We start from the raw sequence: 16,404 nt of genomic DNA on the forward strand, positions 1-16,404 counted from the left end.
TCGCTGCATTAACAACTTAGCTTTTTTTAATGAGTGAATATGTCAGCGATCTAGGACGGTACTTGTAAGATTTTAGCTATATGCTTGTAGTAAATGACTTACAAGGGGCAAGGGGAGAGGAGGGCGCGCGAGGCTGGTATAATGGTAAAAATTGTCTTCGGAGTAAGCTAATGGTCACTGATTCCCCGCTTATTATTGCGCTCGATTACCCTTCGCTAGATGCCGCGCTATGTATGGCCGATCAGCTCGATCCTGCCCGCTGCCGAGTTAAAGTCGGGAAGGAGTTATTTACCCGTAGTGGCCCCGCCGTGCTTGAGGCGCTTCACGGGCGCGGTTTCGAGGTGTTTCTTGACCTCAAGTTTCACGATATACCCAATACGGTAGCCAGTGCCGTTCAGGCAGCGGCAGAGCAAGGAGTCTGGATGGTCAACGTCCATGCCAGCGGTGGCCAGCGGATGATGGAGGCCGCCATTCAGCGGCTTGAGCAACACCGTTTAGCCACTCACTTAATTGCCGTTACGGTATTGACCAGTATGGGGGCCGGAGACTTAGCCGATGTAGGAGTCAATGCGCCGCTGGCTGAACACGTGGAGCGCCTGGCGTTGTTGACACAACAGAGTGGCCTGCACGGGGTGGTGTGTTCGGCGCAGGAGTCCGCTCACCTTAAAGCACGCTGCGGTGATGCGTTTTTGAAAGTGACGCCGGGCATTCGTCCAAGCTTCGCAGCGACGAATGACCAGCAGCGTATCATGACCCCTAGCGAAGCCATGCGCGCGGGCAGTACCCATCTAGTCATCGGTAGACCGGTGACTCAGGCGGAAGACCCTATGATGGCGCTTGAGTCAATTGAAGCCGAATTAAAGCGTGTTTAAATAACGTTAAAGACTAATAGCGTTAATGACCCTGCGGCTATTCGCCCTCTACGCCAATAACGGGTTTGATGGTTCCCCAGTAACGACAACTGGGGCACTGCCACTGTAGTGCATCACTTGCAAACCCGCAGTGGCGGCAGCGGTGCCGGATGCGGTTAAGCATAAGCGCATCGGTATGGTGTTTTAGCAGCAATAGGCGCGTATCGGGAGAGGGTTTTCCGTTCAACCGCTGACTCTCAATATACAGATCGATCAAATAATCCAATCCACCTAAGCTAGGCGCCGCACGCAGGTGTTCGCCGATGAGTTCGATGGCTTTGTCGACGCCGTCACGCTGATGCACAAGCTGCCCCAGAGCAATAATGATGCTGGTATAGGGGGCTTGCTCAAGCAGGCGATAAAGATGCGCTTCATATCCCGCTTCATCGTTGTTGCGCAAATAAGCGTGCTTGAGAGCGGGCAGCATGGTTGGGATATGGGCTATCTCCTGGCGTGGAATATGGTCCAGTCGCTCAATAGCGCGGTTATAATGGCCGTTATCCATTTCCATTTCAGCCAAAAGCAGAGTGGCGCGAACGCATTTTTCATCCAGCTGTAGCGCTTTTTTAAGGTGCTTTTTGGCTATTGGCCGGCTAGCTTCGCTAATCGCTTCGATCGCTAATTCACACAGCCAATGTGCAGCCGGGCGGCGCAGTTTGGGATGCTGTTTAAAAAGCGGTTGAATCACTTCTAACGCCTGTTGCCAGGCTTTTTCACGCTCCAATAAATCGACCAGCAACTGTTTGGCAGCATAGCGGTGTTCATCATCGCTACTATGTTCCAAAACGGTGTTAAGGAGCCGCTGTGCACGATCGTGTACGCCCAGCGCCATAAAGTCACGGGCGAGCTCAAGCTGAATCTGTTCGTTGGTACGTTGTGACAGGGCAGGGCGTGCTAACAGGTTTTGGTGAATACTCACCGCTTTATCGGCTTCGCCTCGTGCACGAAAGAGTCTGCCAAGCGCTATATGGGTATCCACTGTGTCGCTGTTGACTGCGAGCACATTTATAAACGTATTGATCGCTTCGTCGGGCTGCTCGTTCAGCAGGTAGTTAAGCCCGACGAAATACTCTTTGGAAAGCGCCTGGGAGGAGGGCGTAGGTGATTGCGTTAGATGTTGGCGGCGTCCAAATTGGCGGTAGCCCAACCCATAACCGATGGCAATAGCAACCAGTAGCAAGCTTAGCAGCGCGACATCCCGCATTTATGCCAGTTCCTTGAACTCCTGAGTGCGCAGACTATCAAGCTCTTTACGCTGTTGCTTGTTTTGTCGCTGGCTACGCGCCAAGGTTGCCTTCAATCGCACATACACGCCCAGCATCGCCAGCATTCCCAGCACAACGCCAAAAACTAGTGTCGCCAGTAACCAAACAGAGAGCGATATGGCCGGCAGCTCTAGCCAAATGAGGTTCAAGGCAACCGTTTGCTGATTATTAACGGCAAACAAAATACCTACGAGCACTACTATCAGCAAAATTACGGCTAAAAACAGCCCTTTGATCCAACGCATTTGAGTTTCCTAGTCTGTGACGTTCACGATAGCGCTATTGTGTACGACTCGAGCGGCGGCGTCATCCTGCAGAAGGTCGGATATCGTAATCGCCGCCTTTAATAGCCGAGTGCACGGCTTGCATCCACCTGCTCACGTAGCTCTTTACCTGGCTTGAAGTGGGGAACATATTTACCTTCCAGGTCGACCGCATCGCCGGTTTTAGGGTTACGCCCGACACGCGGCTCCCGGTAATGCAGTGAAAAACTGCCGAAACCACGAATTTCGACGCGACCTCCACTGGCAAGAGAGTCAGTCATATCATCCAAGATAATACGCACCGCCGTTTCAACATCTTTGGCGGACAGTTCCGGCTGACGCATCGCGATTTGTTCGATTAGTTCAGATTTAGTCATCGGTTGGCTCCCTGCGAACATTGAAGGCCGTGCCATGCTCGGCCTAGCTACTATCAAATTCAGCATACTGCGCAATTCAGTATAAAACAATTCAGATAAAACAAGGTTCTAGACTGATAAACAGCATAGGTGATGGAGGGCGCTGGCGCGACCCTACAGCTTAGGTATACTGGCACTTCATTTACTTAATCGGAGCGGCTGACGTTGAACGACGACAATTCCCCTGCAGCCATTTTGCGTAAACGGCTTTATTGGCACTCGCGTCGTGGTATGTGGGAGCTTGATTTACTGCTAATTCCGTTTCTAGAGCAGCGTTTTGACCACATCAGTGAAGCAGATCAACTAGCCTACCAGCAGTTAATCGAAGGTGAAGACCAAGACCTGTTTGTCTGGCTGATGCATCGTGAATGGCCTGAAGAGCCTAGTCAGCGTCGTATCGTACAAATGATTGTTGAACATGCTGAAACCACCGATAATTCTGCCTATCGTACCCTCTAAACTATGGCAGTTAACGCAATGCCTACTGCTGATTGGGATCGCTGCACTGAGCTATTGGGTAGGCGGTAAACCGGCAGGCATGACGGTAATAGTGCTAGGGGGAGCGTACGCGTGGCGTATTTATCAGGGCAAACCCAAGCGAGTGCTCTCCCTGACATCGACGGGGTTGCTGTTACATGGCCGCTGGCTATCAAGTGCTCAGCGGCCTGCCGAGCCTGCGTGGCCAACGAACACTCCTCTCAGTGAAGCGTATGAAGTACGTTGCGACTATTTAGGCCCATGGTTAATCGGGCTTTATGTCGGTAAACAGCGGGTTTGGTTATGGCCCGACAGCGCGCCATCAGAACACCTACGTGAAGTGCGCAAGCTTTTCCATCGCCCTGGTCAATAACCGAACTAGCCAATCGTGCCGTTATCTAGCAACGGCTAACCAAGTCTTGCAGGGTAAGCGTCGAGGCGGTAGCGATTGTCTGCTGCTGCGGCCAATCGGTTATGTAGTGCAAACCACGCGACTCATGGCGTTGTTGCGCTGCCAGCACCGTCAGTCGCGCTAACTGTAGGGCTTGATGCAAGCGCTTACCTTCCGGAGTAGTTAGGGCATTTTCTAGCGCTTCGAGAGAATGCGTAAGCGCTTTTAGTTGTGCTTGGGCCGACGTGAGGCCTGCTTTACTGCGCACAATGGCAACATGCTGGCTCATGATTGCCCGCATGCGTTGGCGGGTATCGCTGAGAACAGCCTTGGGTAAGGTGGCTATTGGCGATAAGGTGGGTGGCTCAACGTCATCATCGGCGAGAGAATGACGTTGTGCCAGCAGTGCCTGTGCACAACTGCGCGCAAACACCAGGCATTCCAGCAACGAGTTGCTGGCCATTCGATTAGCGCCATGAAGGCCCGTGCAAGCCGTTTCCCCGACGGCATAGAGGTTGGTGACGTTGGTAGCCCCCTGCAGGTCGGTGGCAATGCCGCCGCAGCTATAGTGAGCTGCAGGTACCACGGGGATGGCTTGCTGGGTAATATCAATGCCGCGAGAAGCACAATGCGCCAGGATAGTGGGAAAGTGGTGACGAATTGCCTGTTCACCCAAGTGACGAATATCCAGCCACACGTGACCTAGTTTGCTGCGCTGTATCTCTGCGTCGATGGCGCGTGCTACTACATCCCTAGGGGCTAGCTCAGCGCGAGGATCCAGGGCGGGCATAAAGCGCTGCCCTGCTTCATTGAGTAAATGGCCGCCCTCACCGCGAACTGCTTCGCTAATCAAGAACGCTGGGCCTTCCGGATCAAAAAGGCAGGTCGGGTGAAACTGTTGAAACTCAAGGTTCTTCAAACAGGCACCTAGTTCTGCCGCCATCATCATGCCTTCGCCGCTGCTCGGGGCTGGCGTAGTGGTGTGGCGGTAAAGGCCGCTGGCCCCACCGGTAGCTAAAACGGTATGGCGTGCAATAATCGAGTGCCACTGCTGATCGGCATCGCTACCATAGGCGCCGCGGCAGGCGCCCTGAGCATCCTGCAATAAGCCAACCATCGTTAAATCGTTGCGCTGGGTGATATTGGGGTGTTGGGCCACTTTATTTAGCAGCGTATCCACTACGGCACGTCCAGTGGCATCATCGGCATGGATAATGCGTCGCGCATTGTGGCCCCCTTCGCGGGTCAAGTGATACGGGTAGCGTGCAGTGGGGTCGGTTTCTGGCGTAAATGGAACGCCTTTATCGATAAGCCATTGTATGGCAGCGGGGCCATGGGTAACGGTAAAGCGCACTGCCGCTAATTCGCAGAGACCATCGCCTGCTATCAAGGTATCGTTAATATGCGCATCCAGATCGTCATCCGGCGAGAGAACGGCGGCTATGCCTCCCTGTGCCCAGCGGCTAGCCCCTTGGTCGTCTTGAGCGGGACGAACTAGCGTCACTGATTTTTGATCAGCCATTTCCAAAGCAAGAGTTAACCCTGCGACACCGCCGCCAATGATAAGAACATCAGATAGTGGCGTGCTCATTGCACTCGCTCCTTACTTATGCAGGCCAAAACCGTGTAAGCCCTAACCGTAAAAAACCTAACAGCCCCTAGCGAGGTAGTGCGCTAAACGGGGGGGGGTAGCATCATAGCGTGGCGATATGCGATTAGCGATATTTAGGCGCTAATAACTGCTTAGGCTAATAAATACACAGGCTAATAAATACTTAGCAAACGGCACCAAAAACGCAATGATAGCGAAACAGCGTTAGCAGAAAGAAAAAGGGGGTAATAGGAGAGATGTAGAGTGAAGCTAAGAATAGAAAGAAGCGAGGAAAAGAATAAAACTAAGAAATGGTGCCCGGAGCCGGACTTGAACCGGCACGGGGTTGCCCCCGAGAGATTTTAAGTCTCTTGCGTCTACCGATTTCGCCATCCGGGCAAAACATCGCAATGTTGTTTAAAAAACTGTTTTAAAAAAACACTCTTTAATACATCACTGCTTCACAAAGATGGAGGCTGGAGTCGGAATCGAACCGGCGTACACGGAGTTGCAGTCCGCTGCATAACCACTCTGCCATCCAGCCTCAAAAGTCATTGGAGCGGGAAAAGAGATCGACCGGGCTGGCGTTCCAGCTCACGACCCTCTCTTGCTTTACCACGCTATCCAAGTTGGAGCGGGAAAGGAGATTCGAACTCCCGACCCTCGCCTTGGCAAGGCGATGCTCTACCACTGAGCTATTCCCGCTCGACTCGAGGGCGAATTATACGGATCACCGCTCGCTTGTCAATCAATGAATTATTGCGTATTCATTATCTACTTATCAGCAGCTTACATCGAGCGGCTTAGATGTGGCCAGGCGGCTTTCAGGTACTGAATCATCGACCACAGGGTTAGGATCGCTGCAGCATAGAGAACAACAATCCCTAATAGCGCAAGCGGCTGTGCTGGTGGAAGCGCCAGTAAGATCAACAGCGATACCATCTGCAGCGTTGTTTTCAGTTTGCCTACCCATGACACGGCCACCATGCCCCGCTTGCCCATTTCGGCCATCCACTCGCGTAATGCCGAAATGACGATTTCTCGGCCAATAATCACTAGCGCTGGAAGCGTGAGTACCAAGGTGTCGTATCGCTCAATGAGTAACGCAAGGGCCACGACAACCATTAGTTTGTCGGCCACTGGGTCTAGAAACGCGCCAAAAGGCGTTGACTGATTCCAGCGCCGCGCTAGATAACCATCCAGCCAGTCGGTCACTGAAGCTAACGCAAAGAGGCCAGCGGCGACAGGCATGCTCCAACTGAAGGGTAGATAAAACAGCACCACCAGCAGCGGAATAAAGGCAATTCTTGCCAGTGTCAGTATGTTGGGTATATTCATCGCAGGGTGCGATCCTTGCCGGAAAATCAGAGGATTCGAAGTGTCTGGGGCTCATTCTATCCCCCTTGGCCGATAGCATCTATGCCAAGAGGCGCTTTATCCATTTAGCGCCCGATAAATACTCTTCGCCAGTGAGGCATTGATACCCGGGACGCGGGCAAGTTCATCCTGGCTGGCCTTTTGTACGCCCTGCAGGCCGCCAAAGAATCGCAACAGCTCCCGCCGGCGCTTAGGGCCAATGCCAGGAATATCCTGCAGCGTAGAGGTACGCCTTGCTTTGTCACGCTGGGCGCGGTGGCCAGCAATCGCAAAACGGTGCGATTCATCACGAATGTGCTGTATTAAATGTAGGGCCGGTGAGGCTGGGTCCAGATCGAGCGGATTATCGGCCGTTTCGAGGAATAAACTCTCAAGCCCCGCTTTACGCGTGGTGCCTTTGGCGACACCCAGTAAAATGATGTTGGTGATCTCGAGCGCCTTGAATACTTCACGGGCCATGTTGAGCTGCCCTTTACCACCGTCCACGATCAGTATGTCGGGTGCGACCGCCTCACCGTTTTTTACTCGCTTCAATCGTCGGGTGAGTGCCTGCTGCATGGCCGCATAATCGTCGCCTGCGGCCACTCCTTCGATGCGGAAGTGGCGATAATCGCTTTTACGCGGCCCTTGGTGGTCAAACACCACACACGAGGCAACGGTCGCTTCGCCATGGCTATGGCTAATATCAAAACACTCCAGACGTTGAGGTGTTTCTTCCAAGCCAAGTGCTTTCTGTAGGGCGGTAAAGCGCTGAGTAAGCTGCGTTTGATTGGCAAGCTGCGACGCCAATTGCTGCTCCGCGTTGGTAATCGCCAGCTGTTGCCACTGGGCACGGTGACCGCGTACTTGGCTGGTGACGCGTATGCGCTTACCCGACTGTTGGGTCAGCGCCTCGGCGATCAGTTCGCTATCGTCGAGTGGATGGCTGGTAATCACTTCGCTGGGAACATTATGCGGTTGGCCAAAATAGTATTGGCTCACCACCTCGGTGAGTAACGTTTCTAGCGGAAGATCCAGGTCGTTTTTTGGCGTGTGATGGCGAGCGCCCAGCAGGCGTCCATCGCGGACGCTTAATACTGAAACACCCATTGCGCCGGGTCGCTGTGCCAGGGCGAAAATGTCGGCATCACCGCCGCCGGTGTCGACGAATTGACGCTGCTGAAGCTGGCGTAGCTGCTGAACCTGGTCGCGTAGACGAGCGGCTTCCTCAAAGTTAAGCGCTTTGCTGGCCACTTCCATGGCGGCCATTAACTCTTGAGTCACGTTCTCGCTTTTGCCTTCCAGGCACATCACCGCGTGTTCAACGTCGCGCTGGTAGTCTTCGGCAGAGATATAGTCCACGCAAGGCGCGCTGCAGCGCTGAATCTGATACTGCAAACAGGGGCGCGAGCGGTGTGCAAATACGCTGTCTTCGCAGTTACGGATAAGAAATATTTTTTGCATCAGCGCTAGGCTTTCCCGTACAGCACCGCTGCTGGGGTAAGGGCCTAAATAGCGGCCATCGTCGCTACGCTGGCGAGCGCGCTTATACTCAAGTGCCGGGTAGGGGTGGCGGTCGGTGACAAAGACAAATGGATAGGACTTATCGTCGCGCAATAAAATATTGTAAGGCGGACGCAGTTGTTTGATGAGTGTCTGTTCGAGCAGAAGCGCTTCGGTTTCCGTACGGGTGACGGTGACCTGGACATCAGCGATGCGTCCCACCATGGCCTGGGTCTTGGTATTTAGCTGGCCACGAAAATAACTGGCAAGACGCGCTTTTAAGCGCTTTGCTTTACCCACATAAAGCGTGTTGCTTTGCGCATCAAGCATGCGATAAACACCTGGAGAGGTGCTGACCGAGCTCAGGAATTGTTTCGAATCAAAGGTCATATCTGTGTATCGGTACCCAATAACAGCAGGGGAGGATGGGGTTAAATCTGGGTAGCGTCAAACCCTTCGACCAGCCCGTGGCGTAGCGCTAAATGCGTCAGCTCAACGTCAGTGGCCACCTGAAGTTTATCGAACAGTCGATAGCGGTATGTGTTTACCGTTTTAGGACTTAAATGTAGACGATCAGAGATATCTTGCACGCGCTGGCAGTTAACAATCATCAGGGCAATCTGTAGCTCACGATGAGAAAGATGGCTAAAAGGATTGTCCTCATTGGTAAAGTGCGACAGTGCCAAGCGTTGCGCAATTTCCTGACTGACATAGCGCCGCCCATGAAAGACTTGGCGTATGGCGTCGGTCATTTCTATCGCGTCAGCGCCTTTGCTTAAAAAGCCGGAGGCGCCAGCTTCCAGCATGCGCCGCAACACGCTGTCTTCCATGTGGGCAGTTAGGATCAACACCTTGACGTCTTCCATGGTGCGATGAATGCGGCGTGTGGCCTCAAGGCCACCGATGCCCGGCATGCGTATGTCCATTAGCACGATATCAGGCTTTAGATGGCGGCACTGTGACACCGCACTTTCACCGTCGTCGACCTCGCCCACAATTTTAATGTCGCACTCTTCGTTTAGCAGATGAGCAATGCTAGTTCTTACTAGGTGATGGTCATCGGCGATAAGGACGCTGATCAATGGACAGGCTCCTGCATGGAAACATCATGGGCTCAGGCGTTGGCCTTGTAGGCTACTCAATCTTACTAACTGCATCTTACTAAATGCATCTTATTAACTGCCTATAGAGTGCCACAGCTGGCGACAAAGGAGAATTAGTTAGCGCTGATGGTTCGAAAACTTGACCGAGTTAGGTGATCATCGTAGTATCCGCCTCGCTGTAGGAAAGCGCGGTATACGGGGCCTTAGCTCAGCTGGGAGAGCGCAACACTGGCAGTGTTGAGGTCAGCGGTTCGATCCCGCTAGGCTCCACCATGTTTTATATACACGATTCTATTTCCGATAGAAGACCTGATTTTCGATACCAGTTTATTGCAAAAAAGCCTCGTTGATTAACGAGGCTTTTTTCGTTTTACGTGCTACTAAGCTGCTTGCATTACTGGTTGGCCACTTTGCCCAATAGTAAAAACTCGATCAGTGCTTTTTGTGCATGCAGGCGATTGCCCGCTTCCTGCCAGACCGCTGCGCGTGGATCGTCAAGCAGGGTCATGCTGATTTCCTCGCCGCGGTGGGCTGGCAGGCAATGCAGGAACAGCACCTCTTGATTTGCCTGATCAAGCATCGCTTCGGTGACTTGAAAGCCGGAGAAATCGGCTTCGCGTTTGGCCTGTTCCTCTTCCTGGCCCATAGAGGCCCAAACATCGGTAGTGATCAGGTCAGCACCTTTCGCCGCAGCTTGTGGGTCATGTAGCAACGTGACGTGATCGCCTGCCGCCGCCATGATGTCAGCACGTGGCTCATAGCCTTTCGGGCAGCATATGCGCAGGTGAAAATCGAACTGACGGGCTGCATTGATCCATGAATGGCACATGTTGTTACCATCGCCAATCCATACTGCCGTGCGCCCCTTTACACTGCCGCGCAGCTCGGTCCAGGTCATTACGTCGGCAAGTAATTGGCACGGGTGGTAGTCATCGCTGAGCGCGTTAATGACGGGGACGCTGCTGGCGCTGGCGTAGGTTTCCAGCCCCGCGTGGGAGAAAGTGCGGATCATAACCGCATCGACCATTTCTGATAAGACACGGGCGGTGTCTTCAATCGGTTCACCACGACCTAGCTGGGTGTCGCGGGGGGAGAGAAAGAGTGCGTGACCCCCGAATTGTGCCATGCCCGTTTCGAACGATACGCGGGTACGCGTTGACGATTTTTCAAAAATCATCGCCAAAGTGCGGTTGGGAAGTGGCGTGTAAACAGGACCTTGAGCCTTTAATTCGGTCTTGATGGTAATGGCGCGCTGAATCAAATAATTCAGCTCATCCGGGGTCAAATCTAACAAGGTCAGGAAATGGCGTGTCGCCATAAGGGCTTCTCTCCGCGCAAAAACACTATCCTAGCTATGCGGCAGGGGATGCGCAACGCGAACGGCATGCGTAGAATAGCCCCACACTTTAAAGCCGAGCGCTTTACTCAGGTACTTTTTAAACTGCTACGCTCTAGTGCTATGTTTCAAGAACGTAGAGAGTGAGCATCGGCCATCAACAAGCGAGGACATTGTATGAGCACTACCGCCGAAAACATTCAGCGTCAAATCAGCGAAAACCCGATCCTTATCTTCATGAAAGGGTCGCCACAGTTGCCACAGTGCGGGTTTTCCGCCCAGACCGTGCAAGCCTTGATGAGCTGCGGTGAGCGCTTTGCGTTCGTTAATGTGCTGGATAACCCGGACATTCGCGCTGAACTACCTAAAATCGCTAACTGGCCGACATTCCCTCAATTATGGGTAGAAGGCGAGCTAGTCGGTGGCTGTGACATCGTGGTGGAAATGCATCAAAACGGTGAGTTGGAAAAACTGGTTAAAGCTGCCGCTGAGCGCGCAGGTGCCGCAGAGGGTGGAGATAACGCTTAACGGTTGCCGAGCACTCCGCCTCAAGCGGTTGGCGGGCTATGGTGCAACCGCTAGAATGACCTTTTGTTATGCACCGTGGCACTTGCCCCGCGCTGTCCTCAGCGTGGGGTAAGTTAACCCGTCGAAGGAAGTAAAGCTTCATGAGCTATCAGGTTCTGGCCCGCAAGTGGCGACCTCGCACATTCCACGAACTCGTTGGTCAGGCCCATGTTCAACGCGCCCTAGTAAATGCCCTTGATCAGGGGCGTCTCCATCATGCCTACCTGTTTACAGGTACCCGCGGGGTGGGCAAGACCACCTTGGCGCGCATCCTTGCTAAATGTTTAAACTGCACGGCCAACGGCCGTGGCGATGAAGGTATTACATCCACTCCCTGTGGGCATTGCGACAGCTGCCAAGCTATTGATGATGGCCGTTTTGTCGATTTGATTGAGGTCGATGCAGCGTCAAGAACCAAGGTTGAAGATACCCGCGAACTGCTCGACAATGTTCAGTATGCGCCGACCCAAGGGCGCTACAAGGTGTACCTGATTGATGAGGTGCACATGCTATCCACCAGCAGTTTTAATGCGCTCCTTAAAACGCTGGAAGAGCCACCCCCTCACGTTAAATTTCTGCTAGCAACCACCGACCCGCAAAAGCTGCCACCTACCGTGCTTTCGCGCTGCCTGCAATTTACGCTCAAACATATGCCGCCTGAGCGCGTCGTGGAGCATCTCACCTTTGTGTTAGGCGAGGAGGGCGTCGCATTTGATGAGAGCGCCTTGTGGCTACTGGGTAAAGCGGCTGAAGGCTCGATGCGCGATGCCATGAGCCTGACTGATCAAGCCATTGCCTTTGGCCAGGGGGCGGTGCGCCATGCCGATGTGGCCGCCATGTTGGGCACACTCGATCATCGTCACATTCTTGGCTTAGCCGACGCCCTGGCCGAGGTGGACGTACAACGTTTGCTGGCAGAGGTGGCGCAGTTAGCAGAACAGGGCCCCGACTTTGCCGCTGTGTTGGATGAGCTGTCGAGCATGTTGCACCGCTTGGCGGTTGCGCAAATGGTGCCGGACGCTGTGGATAATAGCCACGGCGACCGTGACGTGGTTCTGCAGTTGGCGAGCCGTTTTACCGCGGAAGATATACAGCTCTATTATCAAATCGGTATTCAGGGGCGTGGTGATATGGTCCACGCGCCGGATCTACGCAGCGCTTTGGAGATGACGCTGCTGCGTATGCTGGCGTTTCGTCCGCAAGGTGTCCCTAAACCGCCACGCACGCCACTGCCCCTACGTCGCGAGCCCGTAGAAGAAGCAACAGCAAGTGCTCAGGCATCTCAGCCAGTCCAAGTGCCCACCTCCGCGGGTAGTTCAGCGCCAACGACTGACACAGTTTCGCAGGCGCGGCCGGCGCCAAGCGCTGCGGCTGCGCCACCCTCAGAACTAAGTGATGAGCGTAGCGAAACGCACGATCAAAAAGGGGTGCCAACGTCTACACCGCCAGAAGCGCCTGGAGCGGCCCCCGCCGCGCCAGCGTCTGAACAGGCTCCTTCCGTCCAAGGGCCATCTCAAAGTGAAGAGGCACCGCCCCAGGAGCCGCCGCCATGGGTTGTCGATGCCGAAATGGTTGACGCCGACAATACTCCGCCAGCGCCCCAGCCAGCGTCTGACATGGCGTCGCCAATAGCTCCCGAGCTAGACACTTCGCCTATACAGGTAACGCCTGCGCCTGCGCCTGTCCAGGAACAGGTAACTCCTGCCCAGGACGAGGCTGCTCCGGCAACCACCGCTGGCGCGATAGATAACGACCGATGGTTAGCATGCTTCGACGCACTGGGGTTAGGCGGTTTGACGCGCAACCTAGCAGGAAACTGTTTGGTCGAGAGTGATGACGGCAGCTTGCTGACTCTTCGCCTGGACCCTAGCCAGGAGGCTATGCAGGCCGAAGTACACCAAACGCGTATCGAGCGAGCCCTAAAAGAGCAGAGCATGCCGCGGCGAATAGCATTTTACGTCGCTGAGTTGCCCACAAACATTGAAACTCCCCGTCAACGAGAAGATCGACTGAATCAGGAGCGTCATGCCCAGGCGGTTGATCTACTCAATCATGACCCCCATGTACAGAAATTACAGCAGGCGTTTGGGGCAAAGCTGATAGAATCCAGCGTTAAGCCTGCCGATGAAATACGCTAAGCTAGCGCTCATATCATGGCAACATTGACCTATCTTTTAACACCGTTGGAGATCAGACCATGCTTAAAGGTGGAATGGGCAACTTGATGAAACAAGCCCAAGAAATGCAGGAAAAAATGCAGCGCGTTCAGGAAGAAGTCGCCAAGGCAGAAGTGCAGGGCGAGGCGGGCGCCGGTATGGTCAAGGTCACCATGAATGGTCGGCACGACGTTTCAAATGTGTCCATTGACCCCAGCGTGATGGAAGAGGACAAAGAGCTATTGGAAGACTTGCTAGCCGCGGCCGTTAACGATGCGGTGCGCAAGCTGGAAGTTAACTCGAAAGAAAAAATGGAAGAGGCGACAGCAGGCTTGAACCTTCCTCCCGGCTTTAAGATGCCGTTCTAAGCAATGCGTTTTTCTCCTCTCGTTGAGCAGTTGATGGATGCTTTTCGCGTGCTGCCAGGCGTTGGACCTAAAACGGCCCAGCGCATGGCCATGCATTTACTTGAACGCGAACGACCAGGCGGGCAGCGTCTTGCGGCGGTTATTCAACAGGCGATAGACGAAGTGGGCTACTGTCAGCGTTGCCGAACGCTAACGGAAGCCGATATTTGTCTCCTCTGTGAAAGCCCGCGTCGCGATGATGCGCTGCTGTGTGTGGTCGAGTCGCCGGCCGACCAGCTGGCGATCGAGGAAGCCGGTGGCTTTAAAGGCCGCTATTTTGTGCTGCACGGCCATCTTTCGCCGTTAGACGGTATCGGGCCTGAATCCATTGGGCTTGATTTGCTCGAAGCGCGCGTCGCAGAAGGGCTAATCGAAGAAGTGGTGTTGGCGACCAATCCTACGATCGAAGGAGAGGCGACGGCGCATTATATTGCCTCACAGCTGGCCGAATACGGTGTCAAACTCTCGCGGCTAGCCTATGGTGTTCCCATGGGCGGTGAGCTGGAGTATGTCGATGGCGGCACGTTGAGTCGTGCGTTTAATGGCCGTTTGCCCTTTGCTAGCGAATAAGCCTACCTAAACGCAAACGCTTTCGCGTTTGCGCCAACTTGGAAGATTGCTTTTGTCCTCTCTTACTCCCTCTTATCAATGGCTTGATACCCCAGAGGCGCTTGATGCCGCGTGTGATCAAGTGGCTAACGCCCACGTCATCGCCCTGGACACCGAGTTTTTCCGAGAGAACACGTTCTTTCCAGTGCCTGCGTTGATTCAATTCACGGCGGGCGAAGAGGCTTATCTCATTGATCCCGTCGCGGTCCCCTGTACCGACACGTTTCGCGCACTGCTACAAAATAGCGCGATTAAGTTACTCCACTCCTGTAGCGAAGACCTCGAAGTCTTCCAGCACTGGTCTGGGGTGCTGCCTGCACCATTAATTGATACGCAGGTGGTGCAGGGGTTTCTGGGAGAGAACCCAGGCATGGGTTACCAAAAATTGGTGGAGTTTTGGGTGGGCGAAACGCTTCCCAAAGAGGAGACGCGCTCGAACTGGTTAGTGCGCCCGCTAACGCCTGCACAGTGCCACTATGCAGCTCTTGACGTTATCTATTTGCTAAAAGTATGGGCGCTGCAAGCGGAAAAGCTTGCCATGCTGGGGCGGCGTGACTGGGTAGATGCCGAGTGCGCAAGCTTGATCGAGCAAGCGGGACGAAGTGTAGATAACGACCAGCAGTGGTATACCCGGCAGCGCCAACTTTGGCGTTTGACGCCTCGTCAAATGGAGGCCTACCGACTGATGACCACCTGGCGTGAAGGCGAAACACGCCGGCGCGATTTGCCGCGCAATTGGCTCATTAGCGATAAGCTTTTGTTTGCCATTGCTGAAAAGATGCCGAGCAACCGCTTTGAGCTGGCGGACGTGGAAGGTATCAAGCCAGTGCTGATTAAAAAAGAGGGCGATGCGCTTTTGGCAATGGTGAAGCAAGCGCAGCATTGCGAGGAAGCGGCACTCCCGCCTCGCTGGCCAGACCCAATGCATCCTACGTTCAAATCACGTTTCAAGGCGCTTAAAAAGGCAGTGACGGCTAAAGCCAACGATTTGGGCGTCGCGCCGGAAATGCTGATGCGTCGACGTGATATTGAAACACTGGTCATGCAGGATCTCGCTGGCGAGCCTTTGTCTTGGCCCAGCGGCTGGCGAGGCGAGTGTTTAAATGCCTGCTTGGCCAAAGCCCTTGAGGAGCGCACATCATGAGCGACAAACTGATCTGCGAAGTTTTCAAAAGCTCGCGCAAAGACGAAATGTACCTGTATGTCGACAAGCGTCAAGGACTCGTCGACGTGCCCGCGCCACTACTGGAAACCTTCGGTAAGCCTGTGCCAGTTTTTACCATGTTGCTCACGGCGGATAAAAAACTATCTCGTGTTAATGCAGCCGACGTGATCGAAGGGATTAACGACAAGGGGTTCTATTTACAGATGCCGCCCCCGAAAGAGGCTGACTTGCTCGACGTGCATCGCGCCCACGTTGCCTCCCGTGTTGATGCAGATACAGATGCAAATGATCAATAGCGTCAGCTTTTTATGAATTTCCTTGCTCATGCTTGGCTTGTCAGCGCGGGCAGTGATGATTTTCTTTTTGGCAATTTAATTGCCGATGGGGTGAAGGGGCGCGACTTAAGTGATTGGCCTGCTGCGATTGCGCAGGGTGTTCGCCATCATCGCCGCGTGGATGCCTGGGTGGATAGCCATCCAAGCGTTGTGAATGCACGGCGACGCGCCCCGGTTGCTCAGCGACGTTATGCAGGCATTGCGCTGGATATGCTCTGGGATCACTTTTTGGCTCGGGACACGGCGGGCCAAGCCGAACAGGACGCTATTGTCGAACGCTGCTATCGGTTACTCTCGGCGCGGCCAGCGCCGAACCGGTTGGCGACAATGATGCCAGTGCTTGTCGAGCAGGACTGGCTAAGAGGCTATGCGGATTTTAATTTTACCTGCCGCGCCATTACTGGCATAGGACGGCGGTTGTCGGGTCCCAACCAATTGGCGGCATTGGTGCCTTGGCTGGACGATGACTACCAAGCGCTAGAGAAGGATTTTCAGATCCTGTGGCCAGCGCTATTGGCAGAACTAAGCCACACTGATTCATTACCATAGGGAG

At 54.0% G+C, this 16,404-nt stretch carries 18 protein-coding genes and 4 tRNA genes; 11 read left to right on the forward strand and 11 right to left on the reverse strand.

Annotated features, from left to right (window positions below):
- Window positions 1-170: 170 nt before the first annotated feature.
- Window positions 171-872 (forward strand): orotidine-5'-phosphate decarboxylase, encoded by a 702-nt coding sequence (gene pyrF / locus ACUN8H_RS16140; protein WP_445533083.1) that lies wholly within the window; start codon window positions 171-173, stop codon window positions 870-872.
- Between the two features lie 37 nt (window positions 873-909).
- On the opposite strand, the gene lapB is transcribed toward pyrF, so the two are convergent.
- The 3 genes from lapB to ACUN8H_RS16155 form a co-directional block, all read right to left on the reverse strand.
- Complete coding sequence (gene lapB / locus ACUN8H_RS16145; protein ID WP_445533084.1) at window positions 910-2,115, reverse strand: lipopolysaccharide assembly protein LapB; 1,206 nt, start codon at window positions 2,113-2,115, stop codon at window positions 910-912.
- A complete protein-coding gene (locus ACUN8H_RS16150) occupies window positions 2,116-2,421 on the reverse strand; it encodes a LapA family protein (RefSeq protein WP_445533085.1) in 306 nt (101 codons plus the stop codon).
- Window positions 2,422-2,519: 98 nt separating this feature from the next.
- On the reverse strand, window positions 2,520-2,816 hold the full coding sequence (locus ACUN8H_RS16155) for an integration host factor subunit beta (RefSeq protein ID WP_008959540.1): 297 nt from the start codon (window positions 2,814-2,816) through the stop codon (window positions 2,520-2,522).
- A 204-nt stretch (window positions 2,817-3,020) separates the two neighbouring features.
- Between ACUN8H_RS16155 and ACUN8H_RS16160 the strand changes: the two genes are divergently transcribed.
- Entirely contained in the window at window positions 3,021-3,314 is a 294-nt protein-coding gene (locus ACUN8H_RS16160; protein ID WP_008959539.1) for an FAD assembly factor SdhE, read from the forward strand.
- A complete protein-coding gene (locus ACUN8H_RS16165) occupies window positions 3,274-3,705 on the forward strand; it encodes a hypothetical protein (RefSeq protein ID WP_445533086.1) in 432 nt (143 codons plus the stop codon). Before ACUN8H_RS16160 ends, ACUN8H_RS16165 begins: the two co-directional genes overlap by 41 nt.
- A gap of 25 nt (window positions 3,706-3,730) precedes the next feature.
- On the opposite strand, the gene nadB is transcribed toward ACUN8H_RS16165, so the two are convergent.
- The 7 genes from nadB to uvrY all read right to left on the reverse strand — a co-directional run bounded on the left by nadB (window position 3,731) and on the right by uvrY (window position 9,255).
- Window positions 3,731-5,314 carry an L-aspartate oxidase gene (gene nadB / locus ACUN8H_RS16170; protein WP_445533087.1) on the reverse strand — a complete coding sequence of 528 codons (1,584 nt, stop codon included), beginning with the start codon at window positions 5,312-5,314 and terminating at the stop codon, window positions 3,731-3,733.
- 312 nt (window positions 5,315-5,626) lie between these two features.
- Window positions 5,627-5,713 (reverse strand) — tRNA-Leu (locus ACUN8H_RS16175).
- Between the two features lie 71 nt (window positions 5,714-5,784).
- Window positions 5,785-5,858: transfer RNA gene (locus ACUN8H_RS16180), tRNA-Cys, on the reverse strand.
- An 86-nt stretch (window positions 5,859-5,944) separates the two neighbouring features.
- Window positions 5,945-6,019, reverse strand: a tRNA-Gly gene (locus ACUN8H_RS16185).
- A gap of 84 nt (window positions 6,020-6,103) precedes the next feature.
- Window positions 6,104-6,652 (reverse strand): CDP-diacylglycerol--glycerol-3-phosphate 3-phosphatidyltransferase, encoded by a 549-nt coding sequence (gene pgsA / locus ACUN8H_RS16190; RefSeq protein ID WP_445533088.1) that lies wholly within the window; start codon window positions 6,650-6,652, stop codon window positions 6,104-6,106.
- A 96-nt stretch (window positions 6,653-6,748) separates the two neighbouring features.
- The gene (gene uvrC / locus ACUN8H_RS16195; RefSeq protein ID WP_445533089.1) at window positions 6,749-8,563 is read right to left on the reverse strand and encodes an excinuclease ABC subunit UvrC; all 1,815 of its coding nucleotides are present in this window, start codon (window positions 8,561-8,563) and stop codon (window positions 6,749-6,751) included.
- 41 nt (window positions 8,564-8,604) lie between these two features.
- Complete coding sequence (gene uvrY / locus ACUN8H_RS16200) at window positions 8,605-9,255, reverse strand: UvrY/SirA/GacA family response regulator transcription factor (RefSeq protein WP_445533090.1); 651 nt, start codon at window positions 9,253-9,255, stop codon at window positions 8,605-8,607.
- A 218-nt stretch (window positions 9,256-9,473) separates the two neighbouring features.
- On the opposite strand from uvrY, the gene ACUN8H_RS16205 reads away from it, so the two are divergent.
- Window positions 9,474-9,549, forward strand: a tRNA-Ala gene (locus tag ACUN8H_RS16205).
- Between the two features lie 121 nt (window positions 9,550-9,670).
- Here ACUN8H_RS16205 and argF read toward each other — a convergent pair.
- A complete protein-coding gene (argF, locus tag ACUN8H_RS16210; protein ID WP_445533091.1) occupies window positions 9,671-10,594 on the reverse strand; it encodes an ornithine carbamoyltransferase in 924 nt (307 codons plus the stop codon).
- 195 nt (window positions 10,595-10,789) lie between these two features.
- Between argF and grxD the strand changes: the two genes are divergently transcribed.
- From grxD to ACUN8H_RS16245, 7 genes are all read left to right on the forward strand, one after another.
- A complete protein-coding gene (gene grxD / locus ACUN8H_RS16215) occupies window positions 10,790-11,140 on the forward strand; it encodes a Grx4 family monothiol glutaredoxin (RefSeq protein ID WP_008959532.1) in 351 nt (116 codons plus the stop codon).
- Between the two features lie 140 nt (window positions 11,141-11,280).
- On the forward strand, window positions 11,281-13,317 hold the full coding sequence (gene dnaX / locus ACUN8H_RS16220; RefSeq protein WP_445533092.1) for a DNA polymerase III subunit gamma/tau: 2,037 nt from the start codon (window positions 11,281-11,283) through the stop codon (window positions 13,315-13,317).
- 59 nt (window positions 13,318-13,376) lie between these two features.
- Window positions 13,377-13,703, forward strand: a complete 327-nt coding sequence (locus tag ACUN8H_RS16225; protein ID WP_290696077.1) for a YbaB/EbfC family nucleoid-associated protein — start codon at window positions 13,377-13,379, stop codon at window positions 13,701-13,703.
- Between the two features lie 3 nt (window positions 13,704-13,706).
- On the forward strand, window positions 13,707-14,312 hold the full coding sequence (recR, locus tag ACUN8H_RS16230; protein WP_290696078.1) for a recombination mediator RecR: 606 nt from the start codon (window positions 13,707-13,709) through the stop codon (window positions 14,310-14,312).
- Between the two features lie 46 nt (window positions 14,313-14,358).
- Window positions 14,359-15,495 (forward strand): ribonuclease D, encoded by a 1,137-nt coding sequence (gene rnd / locus ACUN8H_RS16235; protein WP_445533093.1) that lies wholly within the window; start codon window positions 14,359-14,361, stop codon window positions 15,493-15,495.
- Window positions 15,492-15,812: a YcgL domain-containing protein gene (locus ACUN8H_RS16240; RefSeq protein ID WP_445533094.1), complete on the forward strand. Its 321-nt coding sequence runs from the start codon at window positions 15,492-15,494 to the stop codon at window positions 15,810-15,812. Before rnd ends, ACUN8H_RS16240 begins: the two co-directional genes overlap by 4 nt.
- 12 nt (window positions 15,813-15,824) lie before the next feature.
- On the forward strand, window positions 15,825-16,400 hold the full coding sequence (locus ACUN8H_RS16245) for an acyl carrier protein phosphodiesterase (RefSeq protein ID WP_445533095.1): 576 nt from the start codon (window positions 15,825-15,827) through the stop codon (window positions 16,398-16,400).
- Window positions 16,401-16,404 lie beyond the last annotated feature (4 nt).

It is taken from the genome of Vreelandella sp. V005, assembly GCF_052645115.1.

Excerpts from the sequence above, each read along its gene's own strand:
- pyrF (WP_445533083.1), top strand. The coding sequence starts at position 171 with ATGGTCACTGATTCCCCGCTTATTATTGCGCTCGATTACCCTTCGCTA.
- lapB (WP_445533084.1), bottom strand. The coding sequence starts at position 2,115 with ATGCGGGATGTCGCGCTGCTAAGCTTGCTACTGGTTGCTATTGCCATC.
- ACUN8H_RS16150 (WP_445533085.1), bottom strand. The coding sequence starts at position 2,421 with ATGCGTTGGATCAAAGGGCTGTTTTTAGCCGTAATTTTGCTGATAGTA.
- ACUN8H_RS16155 (WP_008959540.1), bottom strand. The coding sequence starts at position 2,816 with ATGACTAAATCTGAACTAATCGAACAAATCGCGATGCGTCAGCCGGAA.
- ACUN8H_RS16165 (WP_445533086.1), top strand. The coding sequence starts at position 3,274 with ATGCTGAAACCACCGATAATTCTGCCTATCGTACCCTCTAAACTATGG.
- nadB (WP_445533087.1), bottom strand. The coding sequence starts at position 5,314 with ATGAGCACGCCACTATCTGATGTTCTTATCATTGGCGGCGGTGTCGCA.
- pgsA (WP_445533088.1), bottom strand. The coding sequence starts at position 6,652 with ATGAATATACCCAACATACTGACACTGGCAAGAATTGCCTTTATTCCG.
- uvrC (WP_445533089.1), bottom strand. The coding sequence starts at position 8,563 with ATGACCTTTGATTCGAAACAATTCCTGAGCTCGGTCAGCACCTCTCCA.
- argF (WP_445533091.1), bottom strand. The coding sequence starts at position 10,594 with ATGGCGACACGCCATTTCCTGACCTTGTTAGATTTGACCCCGGATGAG.
- grxD (WP_008959532.1), top strand. The coding sequence starts at position 10,790 with ATGAGCACTACCGCCGAAAACATTCAGCGTCAAATCAGCGAAAACCCG.
- dnaX (WP_445533092.1), top strand. The coding sequence starts at position 11,281 with ATGAGCTATCAGGTTCTGGCCCGCAAGTGGCGACCTCGCACATTCCAC.
- ACUN8H_RS16225 (WP_290696077.1), top strand. The coding sequence starts at position 13,377 with ATGCTTAAAGGTGGAATGGGCAACTTGATGAAACAAGCCCAAGAAATG.
- recR (WP_290696078.1), top strand. The coding sequence starts at position 13,707 with ATGCGTTTTTCTCCTCTCGTTGAGCAGTTGATGGATGCTTTTCGCGTG.
- ACUN8H_RS16240 (WP_445533094.1), top strand. The coding sequence starts at position 15,492 with ATGAGCGACAAACTGATCTGCGAAGTTTTCAAAAGCTCGCGCAAAGAC.
- ACUN8H_RS16245 (WP_445533095.1), top strand. The coding sequence starts at position 15,825 with ATGAATTTCCTTGCTCATGCTTGGCTTGTCAGCGCGGGCAGTGATGAT.